Origin of the sequence: Flavobacterium lacisediminis, from assembly GCF_025909975.1 — a bacterium.
GTDB lineage: Bacteria > Bacteroidota > Bacteroidia > Flavobacteriales > Flavobacteriaceae > Flavobacterium > Flavobacterium lacisediminis.
This window is the reverse complement of sequence record NZ_JAPCIO010000005.1, coordinates 56,807-78,391: the sequence shown is the minus strand read 5'-3', so window position 1 is coordinate 78,391 and position 21,585 is coordinate 56,807. Positions and strand designations below refer to the sequence as shown.

Genomic DNA, 21,585 nt, shown 5'->3' with positions numbered 1-21,585 from the left:
TTTACTGATTGATTAAGCTGTCTAATTTAGTAAACAATTCTCCTTTGCTGATGATTCCACCTTGTTTGATGATTTCAAACAATGATTCATTTCTATTTTCTGACAAATCTTTTTTACCTCTTGTAATTTCCACATCATCAGAAAATAAATTTTCAGATAACCAGTGAATTCCATCGGCAGAAACAAAATCAATTTGTGGATTATTGGTTTTAATTACGAAAGAAAAAACCGCATCTTGCATACATTTAAAAAGAAAAATGTAATTTTTAGAAAAATGATCAATGTGAGTTACATTCGTCAATGCTTTTTCCCAAATCATATCGGAAAAAACATCGATTTCTTGTTCAGCAATGTGAGGTTTATTTTGTTTAATTTCATCCCATTCCTTTTTATCTATAGATTGTGTTGCTAAAAAAGTAATGAATTCTGGATGTAATTCTTCTAATTGCTCTTTGGTTAATCTTGCGTACTTCATGTAGTAATTTTATAAAGTAAAGATAAAAAAAAAGCCCCGATAAAATCGGAGCTAATTTATATTTTAAGAAAAATTATGCTTTTTCACCAACGATTTCGTATGGTAAATCAACAATAACATCTCTATGTAATCTTACGCTTGCAGTATATTTACCTACACGTTTTACTACACCACTTGTGATGAATTTTCTATCAATTGAATGACCGTTAGCTTCTAATGCCTCTACAATGTTAGCGTTAGTAACTGAACCAAACAATTTATCACCACCTGCTTTAGCAGTAATTTTAATTTCTAAAGCTTTTAAAGCCTCAGCTAAAGATTTTGCATCTGCAACGATTTTAGCTTCTTTGTGTGCTTTTTGCTTTAAGTTTTCAGCTAAAACTTTTTTAGCAGAAGGAGTAGCTAAAATAGCTGCACCTTGAGGGATTAAGAAGTTACGTCCGTATCCGTTTTTCACAGTTACTACGTCATCTTTAAATCCTAAATTTTGAACGTCTTGTTTTAAGATAAGTTCCATGTTGTTGTCCTTTTAATTAGAAGTTAGGTTCCTTAACGGAAACCAACAACTTAGTTGATATTATTTTAATAAATCGGCCACGTATGGCATTAAAGCTAAGTGACGAGCTCTTTTAACAGCTACAGAAACTTTTCTTTGGTATTTTAATGAAGTACCTGTTAAACGTCTTGGTAAAATTTTACCTTGCTCGTTAACAAATTTCAATAAAAAGTCTGCGTCTTTATAATCGATATATTTGATACCTGATTTTTTGAAACGACAATACTTTTTAGTTTTGTTTGTATCTATGTTTAAAGGCGTAAGATATCTGATATCTCCGTCTTTTTTACCTTTTGCAGATTGCTCTAATGTAGACATGATTAGTTTGATTTAGCTTTTAATTTAACTCTTCTTCTTTCTGCCCAAGAAATTGCATGTTTGTCTAAAGACACAGTTAAGAAACGCATAACACGCTCGTCACGACGGAATTCAGTTTCAAATGCAATAATAATTTCAGCTGGCGCTTTGAATTCGAATAAGTGGTAAAATCCACTTTTCTTGTGTTGAATTTCGTAAGCTAATTTTTTTAAGCCCCAATCTTCTTTCGATACCATCTCAGACCCTTTAGAAGTAAGAAAATCTTCAAACTTGCTTACTGTTTCCTTTACCTGTTGCTCAGATAAAACGGGATTCAAGATGAAAACAGTTTCATAATGATTCATAATCTTTATATTTATTGTTATAAAATTGGGTGCAAAAATAATACTTTTATTTGAAATTACAAGCATAACCAATTATTAATTTTTACATAAAAAAACTTGTGTAGTTGTAATAATTGTTCTACTTTTAACAAACTATAAAAATATATGCCCATGAAGTTGAATTGTATCGTTGTAGATGATAGTGCTATTCAAAGAATTACCATCACAAAATTAGTTAACGAATCAACATTATTAAACTTAGTAGGAGATTTTGCCAATGCTCTTGAGGCAAAGAATTGTATCAACAATAACACTATTGATTTAATCTTCTTAGACATCGAGATGCCGCTAATTAACGGTTTCGACTTATTAGACGGACTAAAAACCAAACCACAAATTATATTCATTACTTCAAAAGCAGATTACGCAGTAAAAGCTTTTGATTATGAAGCAACTGATTTTCTACAAAAACCTATTTCTAAAGAACGTTTTAATAAAGCAGTAAAGAAAGCAACAGAACTTCATGCGCTACGTTACGAAAATCATGAAGAACATGGCGATAGTATCGTAATAAAAAGCAATTTAAAGAAACTTAAAGTGTATGTTTCTAAAATTAAATGGATTGAAGCCTATGGCGATTACATCAAAGTGGTTACCGACGATGAAAGTCATTTGGTACTATCAACTATGAAAGGTTTTGAAAAAGAACTTCCAGAAGGTAAATTCATTCGAGTACACAAGTCTTATATTATCAATTTAGATAGAGTCGAAAAATTCAATAGTAAGTTTGCTGAAATTGGAAATACGAAAATTCCTTTGAGTCGTAACAAGAAAGAAGAAATTGTAAAAGCAATCGAAAACGCTTAATAAACGTCGACATCAACTTTTACCTTAATAGCACGATATTGCGGAACTGCTTCAAAACTCATGAGCACTTTCGCAATATTTTTTTTGGTATTGCCCAAATGCTTCTGAACTGGAATTTTAATCATAATCGTGCGAATGTATTCATTTCGAATTCTATTTATAGCTGGCTCTTCCGGACCTAAAACTGGCATATCTAAATTTTGAGACAACACGTTATAAATCCACATAGAACCTTCTTTCAGTTTATCAAAATCACGATGTTTCAAAGTAAGTTTCACTAATCTAAAGAAAGGCGGGTATTTGAAATTCTGGCGTTCGTAAATTTGTTCTTTATACATTCCCATATAATCATTACCCAAAACTTGCTGGATGGTATTATGATATGGATTATACGTTTGAATAACTACTTTACCTTTTTTCTCCGAACGTCCTGCCCTACCCGAAACTTGCATCATCATTTGATAAGCTCTTTCGTAGGCTCTGAAATTCGGTTGGTTTAATAAGTTATCGGCATTTAGAATCCCAACTAAAGTTACATTATCAAAATCCAAACCTTTGGCTAACATTTGCGTTCCTACCAAAACATCAATTTCTCTATTTTTGAAGGAATCGATAATTTTTTCGAAGCCAAATTTTCCTCGTGTGGTATCTTGATCCATTCTTCCGATATTTTTCTCTGGAAAAAGGGTTTTCAATTCCATTTCAATTTGTTCCGTTCCGAAACCTTTAGTTGTTAAATCTACCGATTGGCAACTGTGACAATGCGTAGGATTCGCAATCGAATGACCACAATAATGACAACGCAATTGATTTTTGAATTTGTAATACGTCAAACTTACATCGCAACTTGGGCAATGTGGCACATGACCACACGTCATGCATTCCACATAAGGCGAAAATCCTCTTCGGTTTTGAAATAATATAACTTGCTCTCCTTTCGATAAGGTTTCTGTAATTTCTTCCAATAATTCATCAGAAAAATGCCCCGACATTTTCTTTCTGAAATATTTGTCTTTCAAATCGACCAATTTGATTTCAGGCAAAACAACGTTTCCATAGCGCACTTTCAATTCAGTTAAACCGTATTTATTGGATTGCACATTATAATAGGTTTCCAAAGATGGAGTCGCGCTTCCCAAAACTACTTTTGCTCCGTGCTGCTTCGCTAAAACTATAGCAGCATCGCGGGCATGATATCTTGGTGCTGGATCGTTTTGTTTGAATGTTTGTTCGTGTTCTTCATCTACAATAATACACCCTAGATTTGAAAATGGAAGAAACAAAGCACTTCGAACACCAATAACCACTTTAGCTTTTGGAGAATTTTCTAAGACTTGATTCCAAACTTCAATCCGTTCGTTATTTGTATATTTTGAATGAAAAACGGCAACTTCATTTCCGAAATAAGCTGTTAATCTTTGCACTAATTGAGTAGTTAAAGCAATTTCTGGCAATAAAAACAAAACTTGCTTTCCTTCCTTAATATATTGCTCTAATAGTTTGATATAAATTTCGGTTTTACCTGAAGCCGTAACGCCGTGTAATAAATTTACATCAAAGGTTTTAAAATTTTCCTGAATACTATCGAAAGCTACTTGTTGCGCTTCACTTAACATGAATTGACTATCGTCTTCTTTATCGAAAGCAACTCTATCTTGCGCAATATAATATTCTTCGAAAATCGTTTTATCAACTAAGGACTTTACAATAGCTGCAGAACTTCCGGAAGTTTCGATAAGTTTTTTTACGGAAATTGGTGCTTTTTCACGAGCTTGTAATTGGAAATAATGTAGAACCAATTCGCGTTGTTTCTTGGCTTTGGATAACACTTCCAATAACTCGGCTAATTGTTCTTGTTGTAAAAAAGATTCATGCAATTTGATATAGCGAACCAACTTGGGTTTGTATTGTTCCGAAATTTCTTCTTGCAACACCAAAGCTCCTTTTGCTAACAATCGATTTATGATAGGAAAAACCGTTTTCTTACCCAAAATTTTAATCACATCTTGAACCGTAATCGAAGATTGGCTTTTTAAAGCTTCTAAGATTAGATACTCATCATCCTTTAAATCATCCGAATCTAATTCCGCATTTTCTCTTGCCGAAATAATCGTTTCACTTTCCAAAATATAACCTGAAGGCAATGCACTTCGAAACACTTCACCAAGCGAACACATATAATAAGAAGCAATCCATTTCCAATGCTCAATTTGATGAAGATTCACAACAGGTTTTTCATCTAAAATTTGATGAATTTCTTTGGCTTCGTATAATTGAGGTGGTGTGTTGTTTTTATCTAAAACTAATGCGGTATAAATCTTGGTTTTACCAAATGGAACTGCCACTCGCATTCCAATTTGAATGTAGTGAAATTCAGCTTCCGAAACCTGATAAGTAAAGGTTTTAGAAACAGCCAACGGTAAAACGACTTCGATAAAATACAGCATAGAACAAATATAGTTTGAAAAAGAGAATAGAGAAAAGAAAAAAGAGAAAAGATGAACAACTACAATAAAAAAAGCGTCCTCGAATGAGAACGCTTGATTTATATTTTTAGTTAGAATTATTTCCCTAACATTTCGTCTTTTAAGTCTTTATCAGCTGGTTTGTCGCATAACCAAATTCCGAATAAAGCTTTTTTGAAATCTTGTCCATCGATGCTTCCTTTTTTAACTCCGTTTTTGTAAACAACAACTCCTTCGTTTGGCACATTGATAATAATGAAAACATCACCTTTTTTAATTTCTTCTTTAAAGAAACCTTTGAATTTATCAATTTTAGCTTTTAATGGTGCTGTTTTCTTACCTGTTGAATTTTCAAAACCTTCATTAATAGCTGATACCATTTTTTCAGAAGTAATCAAACCTGAAACGATGTTTAATTTGATAGCAGCTCCTTCTTTACTGTTCATGATTTCAGAAGCATTTGTACTTTTTTTCTCTAAATATAAAGCTCCAACATACATGTCCATAAACATTTTAACACGAGTTCCAGCTCCGTTTAATACTAAAGATTGACCTTCTAAATTCATTTTAGCATCTACCTTAACTCCTGCTACAGTTTTTTGTGCATTTACAGTAAATACAGTTGCAATCAACATTAAAAATGTAATAACTTGTTTTCTCATAATTTATTTTTTTAGTTTGGTTAAATATATAAATTTTTTCTTTTCAATTTTGAAATAGTTGCATTTAATTCGAAACCTAGTAACAAAACCATGCAATTTATCCAGATGTAAAACATTAATACAAGAAGTGTACCAATTGAACCATACAACTCATTATACTTAGCAAATTTAGTTACATATATTCCAAAAATATAAGAAGAAAGCACAATTAAAATGGTGGTAAAAACCGCACCATAGCTAATGAATGCAATACTTGAAGTTTCTTTTGCTCCAAACTTATATAATATTGAAGTTGTGATTAAAATCATTAAAAGTATAAATCCATACCTACTCCATTCAATCACTGAAACATCAGCAACATAACCTCTAATGTTAATCTTTTGAATCATTACCTCAGCAATAACGATAGCTGCAACTGTAATTAATAAAATCATAGACAACACTAAAGAAATGGCTAAAGAAATAAAATATTGTCTAAAAAAACCTCTAGTAATAGTAATGTGAGCTGACATTTCAAATCCGCCCAAAATAGCATTAATACCATTGGTCATCAATAAAATAGACAAAATAAAACCTGATGAAAGTAAGCCTTGATGACTGGTTTCCATAATATCTCTCAAAATAGCTTCAATAGCGTCATAAGTATTAGGCGGAACACCTTCTTCTACAAACTCTAAAAAATCGGCTTGAAAATTCTCTAACGGAATAAACGGAATTAAATTCAGAATAAATAAAGCAAATGGAAATAACGCCATAAAGAAACTAAACGCAATAGAACTGGCCCTGTATGAAAAAGCGCCTTTGAAAATTCCCAAAACATAAAGTTCCAAAATATCATAAAGCGACAATCCTTCTAAAGTTTTTAGCTTTATGGCTTTGGTAATTGCAACCAATTGCTTTACAACAGGAATTTTATTGAGTTTATTTTCTATTTCTTCGGACATAATTTATATTGCTTTTAAACTTAAATCCATATTATAAACTGAATGCGTTAATGCACCAGAAGAAATATAATTCACTCCACATTCTGCATAATTGCGAATGGTTTTTTCATTGATGTTTCCTGAAGATTCTGTCAAACTTTGATCTCCAATCATAGCTACTGCTTTCTTAGTCGTTTCGTAATCGAAATTATCTAATAAAATTCGGTAAACACCGCCAGCATCTAAAATTTGTTGAACTTCTTCTAAATTTCTGGCTTCAACAATGATTTTTAAATCTTTATTATTATCAATCAAATATTGCTTTGTCTTAGCAATCGCTTGCGGAATTCCACCTGCAAAATCGTTGTGATTGTCTTTCAACATAATCATATCGTACAACGCAAAACGATGATTTTCACCTCCACCAATTTTCACTGACCATTTTTCGATGGCACGAATTCCTGGTGTGGTTTTTCTCGTATCTAAAATTTTAGAATTTGTTCCTTCTAATAAATCAACAAACATTTTGGTTTTTGTTGCGATAGCGCTCATACGTTGCATCGAATTCAGCACCAAACGCTCTGCTTTTAAAATAGATTGCGAACTTCCTGAAACATGAAAAACAACATCACCATATTTTACTCTTTCACCATCATTGATAAAAGTTTCCACTTTCATGTCTTTATCTACATAATGAAAAATCATTTTGGCAAATTCTACTCCAGCAATAATTCCCTCATCTTTAACTAATAACTTCGCTTTTCCTTGAGCTGAAGCTGGAATACATGCAAGTGAACTATGATCGCCATCTCCAACATCTTCACGAATGGCATTACTAATAATTAACTCTAATTCTTTTTGAAATTGCACTTCTGAAATCATGGTTTGTAAATTGAATTGCTAATGTAAGAAATCCTTTGAAGTTTAAAAAATATTGAGCCTGTAAAAACAAAAAACTCCCAGATAAATCTGAGAGTTTCTTTATGATTGAATTTAAAATTCGATTAAGATAAAGCTGCTTTAACTTGGTCAGCTGCTTCTTGGAATTGAACTGCCGATAAAATTGGCATACCTGAATTATCGATTAATTCTTTAGCAATTTCTGCATTTGTTCCTTGTAAACGAACGATGATTGGCACTGTAATAGCGTCACCCATGTTTTTGTAAGCATCTACAACACCTTGAGCAACACGGTCACAACGAACGATTCCACCAAAAATGTTAATTAAAATAGCTTTTACGTTTGGATCTTTTAAGATAATACGGAAAGCCGTTTCAACACGTTTTGCATCAGCAGTTCCACCTACGTCTAAGAAGTTAGCTGGTTCAAAACCTGCATACTTAATTAAATCCATAGTAGCCATTGCTAAACCAGCTCCGTTTACCATACAACCTACAGTTCCATCTAAATCTACGTAGTTTAATCCTACTTCTTTAGCTTCTACTTCGATTGGATTTTCTTCTCTAACGTCTCTCATCTCAGCATATTTTGCTTGTCTGAATAAAGCGTTATCGTCGATATTTACTTTAGCATCAACTGCTAAGATTTTATTGTCAGATGTTTTTAATACAGGGTTGATTTCAAACATTGATGAATCAGAACCGATATACGCTTTGTATAAAGCATCGATAAATTTCACCATTTCTTTGAAAGCATCTCCAGATAAACCTAAATTGAAAGCAATTTTTCTAGCTTGGAAACCTTGTAATCCGTAAGCTGGATCAATTTCTTCTGTAAAGATTAAGTGTGGTGTGTGCTCAGCAACTTCTTCGATATCCATTCCACCTTCTGTAGAATACATAATCATATTACGTCCAGTAGCTCTGTTTAATAAAACAGAAACATAGAATTCAGAAGTTTCGCTTTCACCAGGATAATAAACATCTTCAGCAATTAAAACTTTGTGAACTGTTTTTCCTTCTGGTGGAGTTTGTGGTGTAATTAACTGCATTCCGATGATTTGCTCAGAAATTTCAGTTACTTGGTCTAAGTTTTTAGCTAACTTAACTCCTCCACCTTTTCCTCTACCTCCAGCATGGATTTGTGCTTTTACTACGTACCAACTTGTACCTGTTTCTGTAGTTAATTGTTTTGCTGCAGCTACCGCCTCAACTGGATTGTTTGCAACAATACCACGTTGAACACGTACTCCATAACTAGCTAGGATTTCTTTACCCTGATATTCGTGTATGTTCATAATTGTTATGCGTTTATCTTGTTTAAAAAAGTGCCACAAAAATAGCAAAGTAATTTTTAATGGACTAACTTTTTTTCGTTTAATTTGGGAATTTGATATACATATTCTTATTAAAAGTGCAAGATAAAATATTTTCAAATGTTATAAATAAAACATTTTGTTATTTTTTGTTAATAATTGTTTTAAAAATTGCATTGAATTAATATTGATTTACTTTTGCATCAAATTAAATAACAATGAAACCAGAAGTATTACAACAATTAGCAACAGAATTTGGAAGTCCGTTATATGTATATGATGCGGAAAAAATTGCCTTTCAATACAACCGATTACAAAATGCATTTAGCAAAGTAGAACGTTTTAAGGTGCATTATGCCGTTAAAGCATTATCGAATGTTTCTGTTTTGAAATACTTAAAAAGTTTAGGTTCTGGATTGGATACTGTTTCTTTACAAGAAGTGCAACTGGGATTACATGCAGGTGTTGACCCAAAAGACATTATTTACACTCCTAATGGTGTTTCGATGGAAGAAATTGAAGAAGTAGCGGCTTTAGGGGTTCAAATCAACATTGATAATTTATCGATATTGGAGCAATTTGGAACAAAACATCCAAACATTCCTGTTTGTATTCGAATCAACCCACATGTTATGGCGGGTGGAAATGCGAATATTTCAGTGGGACATATTGATAGTAAATTCGGGATTTCGATTCATCAATTGCCTCATATTTTGAGAATTATTGAAAATACGAAAATGCACATCAATGGCATTCACATGCATACCGGTTCTGATATTTTAGATGTGGAAGTGTTTTTATATGCAGCTGAAATCCTATTCGAAACTGCTAAAAATTTTCCAGCATTAGATTTTATCGATTTTGGAAGCGGATTCAAAGTTCCTTACAAAAAAGGTGATATTGAAACTAATATAGAAGAATTCGGAAGAAAACTAACAAAACGCTTTATAGCTTTCGAAAAAGAATATGGTCGCCCATTAACTTTAGCTTTTGAGCCCGGAAAATTCTTGGTAAGCGAAGCTGGTTATTTCCTAGCAAAAGTAAATGTAGTAAAACAAACTACTTCGACAGTTTTTGCTGGAATTGATTCTGGATTCAATCATTTGATTCGTCCGATGTTATATGGTGCGCAACATCATATTGAAAATATATCTAACCCAAAAGGGAAAGAACGTTACTATTCGGTAGTAGGTTATATTTGCGAAACCGACACTTTTGCTAGCAACCGAAGAATAACAGAAATTCACGAAGGTGATATTTTATGTTTCCGAAATGCGGGTGCTTATTGCTTTTCAATGGCATCTAACTACAACTCACGACTAAAACCAGCCGAAGTACTATGGAAAGACGGAAAAGGTCACTTAATCAGAGAACGCGAAACGTTTGATGATATTTTGAGAAATCAAATAATGATTGAAATTTAGTTTTTTTGTTAAGTAAAGAAAAGCCCGGATTGATTATTTATTCGGGTTTTTATTTTTTAACAGTACAAGTTACTTCATAAGGTTCATTTGGAAATCCATAAAGAACCATAATTTCAGAATCAACATATTTAATTGGTATTTGAAAATCTACATAAATATCATCATAAAATGAAAGAAATAGTGTTTCATTAAATCTCTCTAATAGGATTCTACTTCCAATTCTATTCATGCTTTTATTGAGTTCTTGAATTACACGAGAATCTAATATATCATTAAAAACAATAATCTTTTTATTATTATTCCAGGAAAAATCGAATTTCAAAAGTTGTATTTCTTCTTCTGATAAATCCGTTTGAGTTGGAAACAATCTCTCATAATCTAATTCAAATATGCATTCTGTTGAAGTAGATGCTTCATTAAAATTACTAACAGCTCTTTTAATTCCTTTTCTAAATAATCTAATTCTGTTTGGATTCAGAAATTTAAAATCCTCTTCATTTAGCTTTTCATTCCAAAGTTGATTTCTCACTTTATGGAGAAACAAATCATCACTTCTTTCTAAAGTAAAATGAAGAATATCATCATTATCAAATTCAATTAAATCTGTTTTCCCGTAATCACCTCCTGTTTTAACAAACAACCAAGTTCCGTTTAAATCAGCTTTCATAAATTACTTATCCAAAACCTCCAATAAAACCTTACCATCAGAACTATTTGGCATGGTAATTTTCAGCATTTGGGTAACTGTTGGAGCAATTTGTGTGATTTCTTTTCTATCGTGGGTTTGTCCTTTTTTGATGTTCCAACCAAAGAAAATTAAGGGTACATGCGTATCATAAGAATAAGGCGAACCATGCGTTGTTCCTGTTGAAGAATATTCTACATAACCTGGTTTAAAAATCATGATAAGTTCCCCGTTTTGTGTTGGGTCATATCCTTTAGTGATGAAGTCTAAATAGTAATCACTTGGATTTCCGTTGGTGATTTCTTCTTCAGTGTAAACACGCTTGATGTAATCTTGTTTGTGCAAATAATCTTTGAAGGTTTGTTTTACTTCTTGTAAATTCAAGCCTTTTGCTTTTACTTTTGCTTTATCAAAAAATAGGTTATAATTAGAATAATCCAATACTAAGTTTTCTCCAAAGGTAGCTTCTGAAAATTCCTTCAACTCTTTTTGAATGTTTTTGTAATTGATGTTATCTACTTTGTATTTATTATCTTTCAAATAGGTTACGTTTTCCGCTCCAGCGTGATCTGCTGTTAAGAAAACCAAGTAATTTCCTTTTCCAACGGTTTTGTCTAAGTAAGCTAAGAAATCAGCAATAGTTTCGTCCAAACGCAAATAAGTGTCTTGTAATTCGATAGAACGAGGACCTAAAACGTGTCCGATGTAATCAGTTGAAGAGAAACTTACGGCTAAGAAATCGGTAATATTATCTTTTCCTAAATTTTCGCTTTCGATGGCTTTTTTAGCAAAATCAGCTAATAAATTATTTCCATAAGGCGTTGAACGTAGAATTCCAGCATCATTTGCATCATACATATCTTGTAAATTGTATGGCATAAACGGCGCTTTTTTATACAATTTACCTTCGTATGGATTGTTATCGGTTAAGCTTTCGTTGTACGTTTCTTTTGGTTTTAGTAAATCCCAACCTTTGGTTACGTATTTTAAATAATTTTTCTCAGCATTAAATAGCGTTGCCCAATCTGGAAGTTTTTCTCCGTAATACGTACTTGAAATAAAAGCTCCGGTTTTACTATACCAAAAAGCCCAATCCGCAAAATGTCCAGCTGGAAGAATTGCACCTCTATCTTTAATACTCATCCCAATTACTTTTCCTTTGAAATTAGTTGAAAGTTTCAATTCATCAGTAATGGTAGAACTTTGCAAGTTTCTTGGCGACATTTTTCCTTCTTTTTTAGAATCATCACCAATAGTTGAAACCGTTTCGTCATCGGTACAATATACTTCTTTTCCTGTAGCTTTATTGAACCATTCGTTACCTACAATTCCGTGAACCGCCGGTGTTGTTCCAGTATAAATAGAAGCGTGTCCAGGTGCCGTATAGGTTGGCATATAATTGTAATGTGTGTTATGAAAAGTATATCCTTCTTTCATTAATCGTTTGAAACCATTTTCTGAAAAGTCGCTTGAAAAACGGTATAAGTACTCCATTTTCATTTGATCTACTACGATTCCTACTACTAATTTTGGTTTATCTTGCGCAGTTCCTGTAAAAGAAACTAGAACAACTAACAAGGCTAAGGCTTTTTTCATTTTAAAACTATTTTATACAAAAGTACGTTTTTGATGTAAATGGAATGTTAATAAATAAAAAAATGACTTTCTATTGCATTCAATAAAAAGTCATTTTAATTATAATTTAAACTTATTTCTTCTTTGCAGGTTTATCTTCAAGAACCGTCATATTGTAAGCAATAATCATGTCTTCGTATGTAATATACAATTGATTTCTGCCTCCTTGTTTCTTTCTGGTGTAAATAGTTAAAACACATTCTACTCCATTGTTATCCACACAATTGAATTTAACTACATCGTCGTCTCCAATCGTTTCTTGATTTCCATATTTCATAATAGAAAACAGCTGAAGTACTTCTGAATAAACTACAATTCGGTGACTTTCCATGTCCAAAAGGACAGTCATTTCTGATTTTTGCAATTTCGACCAATCGCTCCAATTTCCTTTTTTGTCTTTCTGGCTTACCATATATCCAGAAGTTTTGAAATTAAATTTTTGAGCATAAGTAGTAACCGATGCAAAAAACAAAAACAATAGTATGTATTTTAAACTCTTCATTTCGTTGTTATATTAAAATTCAAAGGTAGTTACCTCTTTTCTAGCAGCGTTAAATTCCGTTATGATATTATCAACAATAGTTTCAACAGGCAAAATATCGTGAATTAATCCGGCAATCTGACCAATTTCCAATTCTCCTTCGACTAAATCGCCTTCAAACATACCTCTTTTTGCTCTTCTTTTTCCTAATAATGCTTCTAAATCTTGTTTTGATGGACATTTAGCGTACAATTCCTGAACATCATTATAGAATTTATTTTTGATAAGTCGAACCGGAGCCAATTCTTTTAATGTTAATTGCGTATCTCCTTCTCCTGTTTCCACAATTGTTCTTTTGAACTCATCATGTGCAGAACTTTCAGTTGAAGCAGCAAAACGACTTCCCATTTGAACGCCATCGGCACCTAAAGTCATAGCGGCTAGCATTCCCCTTCCTGTTGCAATTCCTCCTGCAGCAATAAGTGGAATTGAAATTTGTTCGCGTACCATTGGAATTAAGGTTAACGTTGTTGTTTCTTCTCTTCCGTTGTGTCCACCTGCTTCAAAACCTTCAGCAACTACAGCATCTACTCCAGCTTCTTGTGCTTTTAAAGCGAACTTAGAACTACTTACTACATGTACAACAGTTATGCCATTTTCTTTTAAAAACGGAGTCCAAGTTTTTGGATTTCCTGCTGAAGTAAAAACGATTTTAACGCCTTCTTCTTTCAGAATTTGCATGATTTCTTCAATGTTTGGATATAACATTGGAACATTTACTCCAAAAGGTTTATCGGTTGCCTTTTTACATTTTTGAATATGTTCTCTTAACACTTCTGGATACATAGAACCAGCACCAATTAATCCTAAACCACCAGCGTTACTTACGGCACTTGCCAGTTTATAACCACTGTTCCAAATCATTCCTCCTTGGATAATTGGGTATTTTATATTGAAGAGTTGGGTAATTTTATTCATTAATTATAATTTCAATAATTTTCCTTGAGTTGATTTATTTGCTAATTTCAATTGGTAAAAATACAAACCTGATGCCAAATTTTCTAAATTAACTGATGCATTTGTTTCAGAAATTTCATAAGATCCCACTTGTTGTCCAATATTATTAAATAAAACAAGATTTCCAGAAAAATTTGCATCTGAAAAAACAATAGTTAATTTATCTTGAACTGGATTTGGAAACAATAAGACAATATCATTTTCATAATTGTTTGCGGATAAAGCATTGGTTAAAGCCAATTGAAAATCGGGAACTCCATATCCTTTATAAATGGTTGGATTATTATACAAATCAGCCGATTGTTTTACAAATTGAACGATTTGAGCATTTGTCATATTTGGAACAGCTGACCAAAAAGTAGTTACCATTCCGGCTAAAATAGGACTAGAAAAAGAAGTTCCATTAGCAGTTGTTATACTTCCTGAAGAATTACTAACGGTTGAACCAGCACCTTTTGCGCAAACATCGGGTTTAACTCTTCCATCAAATGATGGTCCAATAGAACTAAAAGAAACATAATTTTCAGTTGCATCTACAGCACCAACCGTTAATGTTGTAATTGCATCAGCTGGTGTTGCTATATTTGGATTTGCTGAATTTCCTGAATTCCCAGCGCTTGTAACGCAAATCATTCCTTTTGAAAAAGCTTTGTCAGCACCTCTTGCAGCAAATGTTTTAATACCGTTCATATCTGAATACGAATAGGTATAATTTGGATTATCGTATTCAAAATAACCTAATGAAGTATTAATTACATCAACTCCTAAACTATCTGCCATTTCAGCAGCTTCTACCCAATAAGATTCTTCAACAGGATTTTCTGAATTTACATCTTCAGTAATGAATAGATAATATTGAGCATCAGGCGCAGTACCTACTAATTGATTGTCAACAAAACCCGCCATACAAGACAAAACCGAAGTTCCATGAGAATTTCTTGTATAAATTGAAGTATTTCTATCAGGAAAATTATAACCTCCTAAAATTAAGTTATTATCTCGTAATCTTTGAAAAGGACTTGCGGTATTTACCCCAGGAAAACCAGCATCCATAATAGCAACCATTTTACCTTGACCTGTATAATTCTGTTGGTGCAACAAATGTCCGTTTAACATTTGAATTTGATTGGAAGAACCACCATAATTGAAATTAACTAAAACTTCTAATTGTTTGTTAACCGATTTCATCTCAGTAACTTTTTGAATTTCATTTGAAGACCTTGAATTCAAACTAGCATTAGCAAACTGAATATGACTAACAAACAATAAACCAGATAATAATTGAATATTAGCTTGTGTTCCTCTAACATGAAGTGCATTTAGCCATTTCGATTTAGCCATAACTGTAATTCCAGTTGAAGCAGTAACTTGGTCTATATACGTTTGAGCAATGGGAACATCCGTATTATCTAATGCAATACCTTGAGCAGTTCTTCTGTCTAATGCTCTTTGAGATAACATTTGTAAAGGATTCGCTAAATAATAAGCGGCATCAGGTTTATCATTAAAATACACCCAAGCGTCTTCTTGAGAAAAACTTAAATTGAAAATCAATAATGTAAAAAGTAGTAGTTTCTTCATATGCTTTGGGTTTACAAAATCAAATTTAATGATTTTTATTGAAGAAACTACAATTGTTTTTTAAGCAATAACACCACTTCCTAAAATTTCATCATTAAGATGCCAAGCAACAAATTGTCCTTCAGTAATAGCAGATTGTGGATTTTCAAACACCACATACATACCATCTTTAAATTGATATAAAGTCGCTTTTTGAAGAGGCTGGCGATAACGAATTCTTGCCATAACCTCCATTTCCTGACCCTCTTTTAAAGCTAAATCTTCTCTTATCCAGTGTACTTCATCGTTTGCAATAAATAATGCTTTTTTAAACAAACCTGGATGTTGGTTTCCTTGCCCTGTGTATACAATATTCTTTTCTACATCGGTTTCAATAATAAATAAAGGCTCTTTTGTTCCTCCAACATTTAAACCTTTGCGTTGCCCTTTTGTAAAATAATGAGCTCCTTGATGCTTACCCATTACCTTACCTGGTACTTTCAAATAATCAATTCGTTTAGCTTCAAAAGCAAAAGCTTCTTCTTCTGAATTGAATTGTGGTTTTTCTTGATGGTATATTGCTGCTTCTGCCGGAATATCAATAATTATTCCTTCTTTTGGTTGTAATTTTTGTTGTAAAAATTCAGGCAAGCGCACTTTTCCTATAAAACAAAGTCCTTGAGAATCTTTCTTTTCGGCTGTAATTAAATCCAATTTCGATGCTATTTCACGAACTTCAGGTTTGGTCAATTCACCAATAGGAAATAACGCTTTTGAAAGTTGTTCTTGTGATAACTGACAAAGAAAATAAGATTGGTCTTTATTTCCATCTTTACCCGCTAATAATTGAAAAACTTCTTTTCCGTCTTTTTCAATAGTTCCTTTACGGCAATAATGGCCTGTTGCTACGTAGTCTGCTCCTAGAGACAGAGCAATTTTCATAAAAACGTCGAACTTGATTTCACGGTTACACAATACGTCAGGATTTGGAGTTCTTCCTTTTTCGTATTCGTTAAACATATAATCAACGATTTTCTCTTTGTACTGTTCGGATAAATCAACCGTTTGAAAAGGAATTCCTAATTTTTCAGCAACTAGTAAAGCATCATTACTATCTTCTAACCATGGACATTCATTTGAAATAGTAACCGAATCATCGTGCCAATTCTTCATGAATAGCCCAATAACTTCGTATCCCTGTTCTTTTAACAAATAAGCGGCAACACTTGAGTCTACTCCTCCAGAAAGTCCTACTACTACTCTTTTCATTTATTCCTGTCCTCCTTTTTCTTCTTTTAATTGTTCAAGCGTTTTAGATGCTTCTTTAGCATTTCTTTGCTCGTATTTAATTAATTCTTGACCAAATTTAGCTGCTTTAACTTCTTTAATAACTTTATTTTTCTCGAAAAACTTCCATTTACCAACACGTTTTCCGTTAACATAATTACCTTCATACATTTTATTTCCTAACCCATCATAATAAGATGCTACCCCATCATATTGCCCATTTTTATATATATGAGAATCTATTAACTTTCCTTTTTCTGAATAGGTTTTAGAATTTCCTACCTTTATTCCTGCTTTATAGTTGGTTTCTTCAGCTACAGTTCCATCTTTATAAAAAACTTTTCTAACTCCTTCTAACTTTCCATCTTTATAGAATTCGTGAGACATTAGTTGTTTGGATTCAAAATGATAATATTTCCATTCGCCCTCTGGAAGTTTATTAACTAATTTTCCTTCACTTACTTTATTTCCTTTTTGATCATAAAAAACAGCATAACAAGAACCATCTCCTTTTGAAAAATCTCTTGTTGCAATAACTGTTCCTGCTTTTGTATCATCAAAATATTTGAATATACCTTTTTCTTTTCCATGTTCAAAAGTACCTTCATAACGAATTCGATTCGATTCTTTATGTGTTCCTCTCCATAATCCATGACGATTCCCTTTATCGTCTAATTGATTGATTTTATCCTGAGCATTGCTAATAAAAGCACTAAAAAGTAAAAACAGAAAAATTATTTTTTTCATTTTTTTAAATATTGTTTGATTTATTAAGTTGTAATCGCATTATAAACATTGAAAAAAATCAAATATTAGACCAAAATTGATTAAACAAAAAATAAATGTTAGTTAAATTTACTACATAACGCTATCCAATAGTTTTTTATTTGTTTAATCTTTTATAATTTTGGTTAAACAAAAAATAAATGTACTATGAAAAACTTTGCAAAATTAATCAAATTAACTTTAATAGTAGCAACTTCTACTATTATGTTTTCATGTTCTGAAGATGATGGAAACAGTTCAAACAACAACACTATTGCTGCAGTCGCATCAAAAAATGCAAATCTATCAATTTTAGTTGATGCTCTAGAAAGAGCAGACTTATCTTTAGATAGAAATGGTTCATTTACCGTTTTTGCCCCAACAAATGAAGCTTTTGTACAATTTTTAAACGACAACAACTTTGAAACACTAGAAGATGTTCCTGTGAATGTTTTAAGACAAGTACTTTTAAATCATATGGTAATAGGAGAAAACTTATCTACCGACTTATCAACGGGATATATTAAAACTCTTGCCAAAGGTAGTGCTTCTTCTACAAACACATTAAGTATGTTTGTTAACACTGCTTCTGGAGTACGCTTAAATGGAGTTGCAAACGTAATTGCTGCGGACGTAATGGCTTCAAATGGTGTAGTTCACGTTGTAGATGCTGTTATAGGTTTACCTACAATCGTAACTCATGCTACCGCTAATCCAAACTTTTCTACCTTAGTGGGAGCTTTAACTGCTGAAGGTCAACCAGATTTCGTTGGAATTTTATCTGGAACTTCTAGCTCGCCTTTTACAGTTTTTGCGCCATCAAATGCAGCTTTCACTACTTTCGAATCACAAAATCCAGGTACAATTGCTAGTTTGACAAGCTCTCAATTAACAGCAGTATTAAGCTATCATGTTGTGGCTGGTGCTAATGTATTGTCAAGTGGTATTCCTACTGGACCTATTACTACATTTGAGTCTGGAACATTTACAATTTCTGGAACTACAATTACTGATGAAGCTTCAAGACAAACTAATATTGTAGCAGTAGATGTACAAGCAACTAATGGCGTAATACATGTGATTGACAACGTAATTCTACCAAACTTAGACTAATTCGTTTCTATAAATAAAATTGCTATGAATAAAAAACGCTTTCCAATGGAAAGCGTTTTTTTATGAACCTAATTCTATTGCTCTTGAATTTGCAGCTTCTATTCCTTCTATCACAATTTCTTGAAGCTTATTTTTATTATATACTAACAAAGCCGCTTCGGTTGTTCCTCCTTTTGAAGCAACTCGTTGAATCCAAGCATCGTTTGATAATTTACTTCTATTTTGTAATTGAACAGAACCAGAAAATGTTTGACTCACCAAGAACTCTGCTTCAGATGGTGAAAAACCTAATCTAATTGCCGATTCAATCATAGCCTGCATAAAATAAAACACATAAGCTGGTCCACTACCTGAAACCGCTGTAGCCGCATTTAGCATTTCTTCTTTTTCAATATAAATGGATTTTCCTGTAGTGTTGATTAAATTCTGAACGATAAAAAGTTCTTTTCTATCTACTGCGTTTGAAGCACAAAAAACGGTCATTCCCTCACCTATTTGTGTTGGTATGTTTGGCATTGATCGTACAATTTTAGAAACACCCAATTCCTTTTGCATAGCTTCAATTGAAATCCCAGCCATTACTGATAAAATAACATGTTCTGTATTTAAGAAAGCTTTTATTTCAGAAGCCAATTGTTTGAAATCTTGTGGTTTCACAGCTAAAATCAAAATATCGGATTCGAAAATATTGGGATTAGGTTGAGTGTAAAAATTTGCAGAATCGATTCCGAAGGAATACTTTTCTTCAACTACTACTTTGTTTAAAATTAAAATATCTGAAGCTCCTACAAATCCAGAGCTCATAAAACTGTTGGCATAGGTTTGCCCCATATTACCAAATCCGATAATCGCTATTTTCATTACTATTATAAAAAAGAAACCCTGTCGTTTGCAGACAGGGTTTGTATTAAGATAAACTTATTTTTTCTTTTGTGCGGCTTTTTGAGCTTCTGCTTGCTCCATCATTTCGCGCATTTTTCTTTGGAATTTACTTTCCTTTTTCTCTTTTGTTTTATTCTCTTGAATTTGAGCGTGAATTTTATCTTCTTTCACGATGTAATTCTTAATAACCAACATAATTCCGATAGTAATTAAGTTAGAGATGAAGTAATACAAACTCAATCCAGATGCATAATTGTTAAAGAAGAATAACATCATAACAGGAGAAATGTAAATCATAATTTTCATGATTTTACCCATATCTGGCATACCTTCTTGTGGTGGCGTGCTCATTGCTTGGTCTCCAGTTGTCATTTTCATATAGAAGAAAATAGCAATAGAAGCTAAAATTGGGAATAAACTCACGTGATTTCCATAAAAAGGAATACTAAAACCATTTGGAAAATAGTAAATCGCATCAAATGAAGATAAATCATCAGCCCATAAGAACGATTTTTGTCTTAAATCGAACATCGATGGGAAGAACTGAAACAACGCATAGAAAATAGGCATTTGCATCAAGGCTGGTAAACATCCTGCCATAGGATTTACACCGGCTTTAGAATACAACTTCATAGTTTCTTGTTGTTTCTTCATTGGATTGTCCTTGAATTTTTCATTCAATTCTGTAATTTCAGGACGTAAAACCTTCATTTTTGCTTGTGACAAATAAGACTTGTATGTTACTGGCGACATTACAATACGAACTAAAATCGTAAACAATACAATCGCAATTCCGTATCCTACTCCTAATGCTGAAATAAATCCGAAAACTGGAATAAAAATATAACGGTTAATCCATCCGAAAATTCCCCAACCTAATGGCATGATTTCGTCAAGATTTCTATCATAATCATTTAAAATTTCATATTTCGCTGGACCATAATACCAATTCATATTATAGTTTAAAGCGCCATTTTTAAATTCTAAAGGAACTTGAGCTGTGAAATTTTTTGTAAAAACAGTATCAATTTCTTCATCATCAACTAAATTATCAGATTTGAACTTAGCTGTTTTGAATTTAGTATCCGTTAATAAAATTGAAGTAAATAAATGCTGTTTGAAAGCAATGTAAGAAACATCATTTGCTTCATCTTCAGAATCTTTTGCTGCATTTAAATAATCATCTTTTCCGTCTTCATATTCAAATACTAGCTCAGTATAACGGTTTTCGTAAGAAACACTGTTCTCGTTTCTGTATGATTTTAATTGCCATTCTAAATCTAATGGTTTTGAAGTATTCACTACTTTTTCTAACCCTTGAGAACGGATAGCAAAATCTAACATGTATTCATTAGGTTTTAATACATAACGATATTCTAAAAATTGATCTGGACCTGCTTTTAATTGCAACGTTAAAACTTGATTTTTACCTTCAGTAGTTAACTTAGGCTCAAAATACATGTCTTTTGTATGCAACGTTCTGTTATCAGTTGTATTTAAAGCAATGTCTAAAGAAGCGTTTTTATCTTTAATGATTTGAACCGCTTTTTTCGAATTTTTCTCAAATTGATCAAATCCTAAAACAGTTGCTTCTGTAATATAACCTCCTTTATTAGAAATTTTAAGTGATAAAACTTCATTTTTGATTTCAGTAACAGCATCTGTAGCTGATGGAAGTGTTGCAGAATATCCAAACGAACCTAATTGTGCTTGCGCTGCAGCATTTTTAGTAGAATCTGCTACTGGCGCTGCAGCAACCGTTGAAGTTACCGTTTTAACTTCTTTAGCTTGTTTGTCTAATTGCTCTTTTTTCTCTTTTTCCTTTTGTTCTTCTGGTGTTGGAGCATTTGAATATAACATCCAAATCAAAATTCCAGAAATCAATACAAATCCGATAATCGAATTAAGGTCTAATTTTTTTTCTTCCATCT

The 21,585-nt window shown here is 32.4% G+C and carries 21 protein-coding genes; 3 read left to right on the top strand and 18 right to left on the bottom strand.

The window, feature by feature from the left end; genetic code table 11:
• Position 1: 1 nt before the first annotated feature.
• The 4 genes from OJ995_RS08580 to rpsF all read right to left on the bottom strand — a co-directional run bounded on the left by OJ995_RS08580 (position 2) and on the right by rpsF (position 1,693).
• Positions 2–475: a DUF6495 family protein gene (locus tag OJ995_RS08580; protein ID WP_264369039.1), complete on the bottom strand. Its 474-nt coding sequence runs from the start codon at positions 473–475 to the stop codon at positions 2–4.
• A gap of 73 nt (positions 476–548) precedes the next feature.
• On the bottom strand, positions 549–992 hold the full coding sequence (rplI, locus tag OJ995_RS08575; protein WP_264369038.1) for a 50S ribosomal protein L9: 444 nt from the start codon (positions 990–992) through the stop codon (positions 549–551).
• A gap of 60 nt (positions 993–1,052) precedes the next feature.
• On the bottom strand, positions 1,053–1,349 hold the full coding sequence (gene rpsR / locus OJ995_RS08570) for a 30S ribosomal protein S18 (RefSeq protein ID WP_008253655.1): 297 nt from the start codon (positions 1,347–1,349) through the stop codon (positions 1,053–1,055).
• A gap of 2 nt (positions 1,350–1,351) precedes the next feature.
• Positions 1,352–1,693, bottom strand: coding sequence for a 30S ribosomal protein S6 (gene rpsF, locus OJ995_RS08565; RefSeq protein WP_008253663.1), 342 nt, complete (start codon positions 1,691–1,693; stop codon positions 1,352–1,354).
• Between the two features lie 150 nt (positions 1,694–1,843).
• On the opposite strand from rpsF, the gene OJ995_RS08560 reads away from it, so the two are divergent.
• Positions 1,844–2,539, top strand: a complete 696-nt coding sequence (locus OJ995_RS08560) for a LytR/AlgR family response regulator transcription factor (protein WP_194096146.1) — start codon at positions 1,844–1,846, stop codon at positions 2,537–2,539.
• Here the strand turns inward: OJ995_RS08560 and priA are convergent.
• The 5 genes from priA to sucC all read right to left on the bottom strand — a co-directional run bounded on the left by priA (position 2,536) and on the right by sucC (position 8,787).
• Positions 2,536–4,986, bottom strand: coding sequence for a replication restart helicase PriA (gene priA / locus OJ995_RS08555; protein ID WP_264369037.1), 2,451 nt, complete (start codon positions 4,984–4,986; stop codon positions 2,536–2,538). The genes OJ995_RS08560 and priA overlap by 4 nt on opposite strands.
• Positions 4,987–5,102: 116 nt before the next feature.
• Positions 5,103–5,666, bottom strand: a complete 564-nt coding sequence (locus tag OJ995_RS08550; protein WP_264369036.1) for a chalcone isomerase family protein — start codon at positions 5,664–5,666, stop codon at positions 5,103–5,105.
• A 20-nt stretch (positions 5,667–5,686) separates the two neighbouring features.
• Positions 5,687–6,610: a YihY/virulence factor BrkB family protein gene (locus OJ995_RS08545; RefSeq protein ID WP_264369035.1), complete on the bottom strand. Its 924-nt coding sequence runs from the start codon at positions 6,608–6,610 to the stop codon at positions 5,687–5,689.
• A 3-nt stretch (positions 6,611–6,613) separates the two neighbouring features.
• A complete protein-coding gene (nadC, locus tag OJ995_RS08540; RefSeq protein WP_264369034.1) occupies positions 6,614–7,471 on the bottom strand; it encodes a carboxylating nicotinate-nucleotide diphosphorylase in 858 nt (285 codons plus the stop codon).
• Positions 7,472–7,593: 122 nt separating this feature from the next.
• Positions 7,594–8,787 (bottom strand): ADP-forming succinate--CoA ligase subunit beta, encoded by a 1,194-nt coding sequence (gene sucC / locus OJ995_RS08535; RefSeq protein ID WP_264369033.1) that lies wholly within the window; start codon positions 8,785–8,787, stop codon positions 7,594–7,596.
• A 236-nt stretch (positions 8,788–9,023) separates the two neighbouring features.
• Between sucC and lysA the strand changes: the two genes are divergently transcribed.
• Positions 9,024–10,229, top strand: a complete 1,206-nt coding sequence (gene lysA, locus OJ995_RS08530; protein ID WP_264369032.1) for a diaminopimelate decarboxylase — start codon at positions 9,024–9,026, stop codon at positions 10,227–10,229.
• 49 nt (positions 10,230–10,278) lie between these two features.
• On the opposite strand, the gene OJ995_RS08525 is transcribed toward lysA, so the two are convergent.
• The 7 genes from OJ995_RS08525 to OJ995_RS08495 all read right to left on the bottom strand — a co-directional run bounded on the left by OJ995_RS08525 (position 10,279) and on the right by OJ995_RS08495 (position 17,641).
• Positions 10,279–10,896: a hypothetical protein gene (locus OJ995_RS08525; protein WP_264369031.1), complete on the bottom strand. Its 618-nt coding sequence runs from the start codon at positions 10,894–10,896 to the stop codon at positions 10,279–10,281.
• 3 nt (positions 10,897–10,899) lie between these two features.
• Complete coding sequence (pafA, locus tag OJ995_RS08520; protein ID WP_264369030.1) at positions 10,900–12,510, bottom strand: alkaline phosphatase PafA; 1,611 nt, start codon at positions 12,508–12,510, stop codon at positions 10,900–10,902.
• A 112-nt stretch (positions 12,511–12,622) separates the two neighbouring features.
• Positions 12,623–13,051 carry a hypothetical protein gene (locus tag OJ995_RS08515; protein ID WP_133607594.1) on the bottom strand — a complete coding sequence of 143 codons (429 nt, stop codon included), beginning with the start codon at positions 13,049–13,051 and terminating at the stop codon, positions 12,623–12,625.
• A gap of 12 nt (positions 13,052–13,063) precedes the next feature.
• On the bottom strand, positions 13,064–14,008 hold the full coding sequence (locus tag OJ995_RS08510) for an NAD(P)H-dependent flavin oxidoreductase (protein WP_264369029.1): 945 nt from the start codon (positions 14,006–14,008) through the stop codon (positions 13,064–13,066).
• Between the two features lie 3 nt (positions 14,009–14,011).
• On the bottom strand, positions 14,012–15,628 hold the full coding sequence (locus tag OJ995_RS08505; protein ID WP_264369028.1) for a S8 family serine peptidase: 1,617 nt from the start codon (positions 15,626–15,628) through the stop codon (positions 14,012–14,014).
• Positions 15,629–15,688: 60 nt separating this feature from the next.
• Entirely contained in the window at positions 15,689–16,876 is a 1,188-nt protein-coding gene (gene mnmA, locus OJ995_RS08500; RefSeq protein ID WP_264369027.1) for a tRNA 2-thiouridine(34) synthase MnmA, read from the bottom strand.
• Positions 16,877–17,641 carry a toxin-antitoxin system YwqK family antitoxin gene (locus OJ995_RS08495; protein WP_264369026.1) on the bottom strand — a complete coding sequence of 255 codons (765 nt, stop codon included), beginning with the start codon at positions 17,639–17,641 and terminating at the stop codon, positions 16,877–16,879.
• Between the two features lie 186 nt (positions 17,642–17,827).
• On the opposite strand from OJ995_RS08495, the gene OJ995_RS08490 reads away from it, so the two are divergent.
• Positions 17,828–18,772: a fasciclin domain-containing protein gene (locus OJ995_RS08490; RefSeq protein WP_264369025.1), complete on the top strand. Its 945-nt coding sequence runs from the start codon at positions 17,828–17,830 to the stop codon at positions 18,770–18,772.
• Positions 18,773–18,832: 60 nt separating this feature from the next.
• On the opposite strand, the gene proC is transcribed toward OJ995_RS08490, so the two are convergent.
• Complete coding sequence (proC, locus tag OJ995_RS08485) at positions 18,833–19,633, bottom strand: pyrroline-5-carboxylate reductase (protein WP_264369024.1); 801 nt, start codon at positions 19,631–19,633, stop codon at positions 18,833–18,835.
• 57 nt (positions 19,634–19,690) lie between these two features.
• Positions 19,691–21,583 carry a membrane protein insertase YidC gene (yidC, locus tag OJ995_RS08480; RefSeq protein WP_264369023.1) on the bottom strand — a complete coding sequence of 631 codons (1,893 nt, stop codon included), beginning with the start codon at positions 21,581–21,583 and terminating at the stop codon, positions 19,691–19,693.
• Positions 21,584–21,585 lie beyond the last annotated feature (2 nt).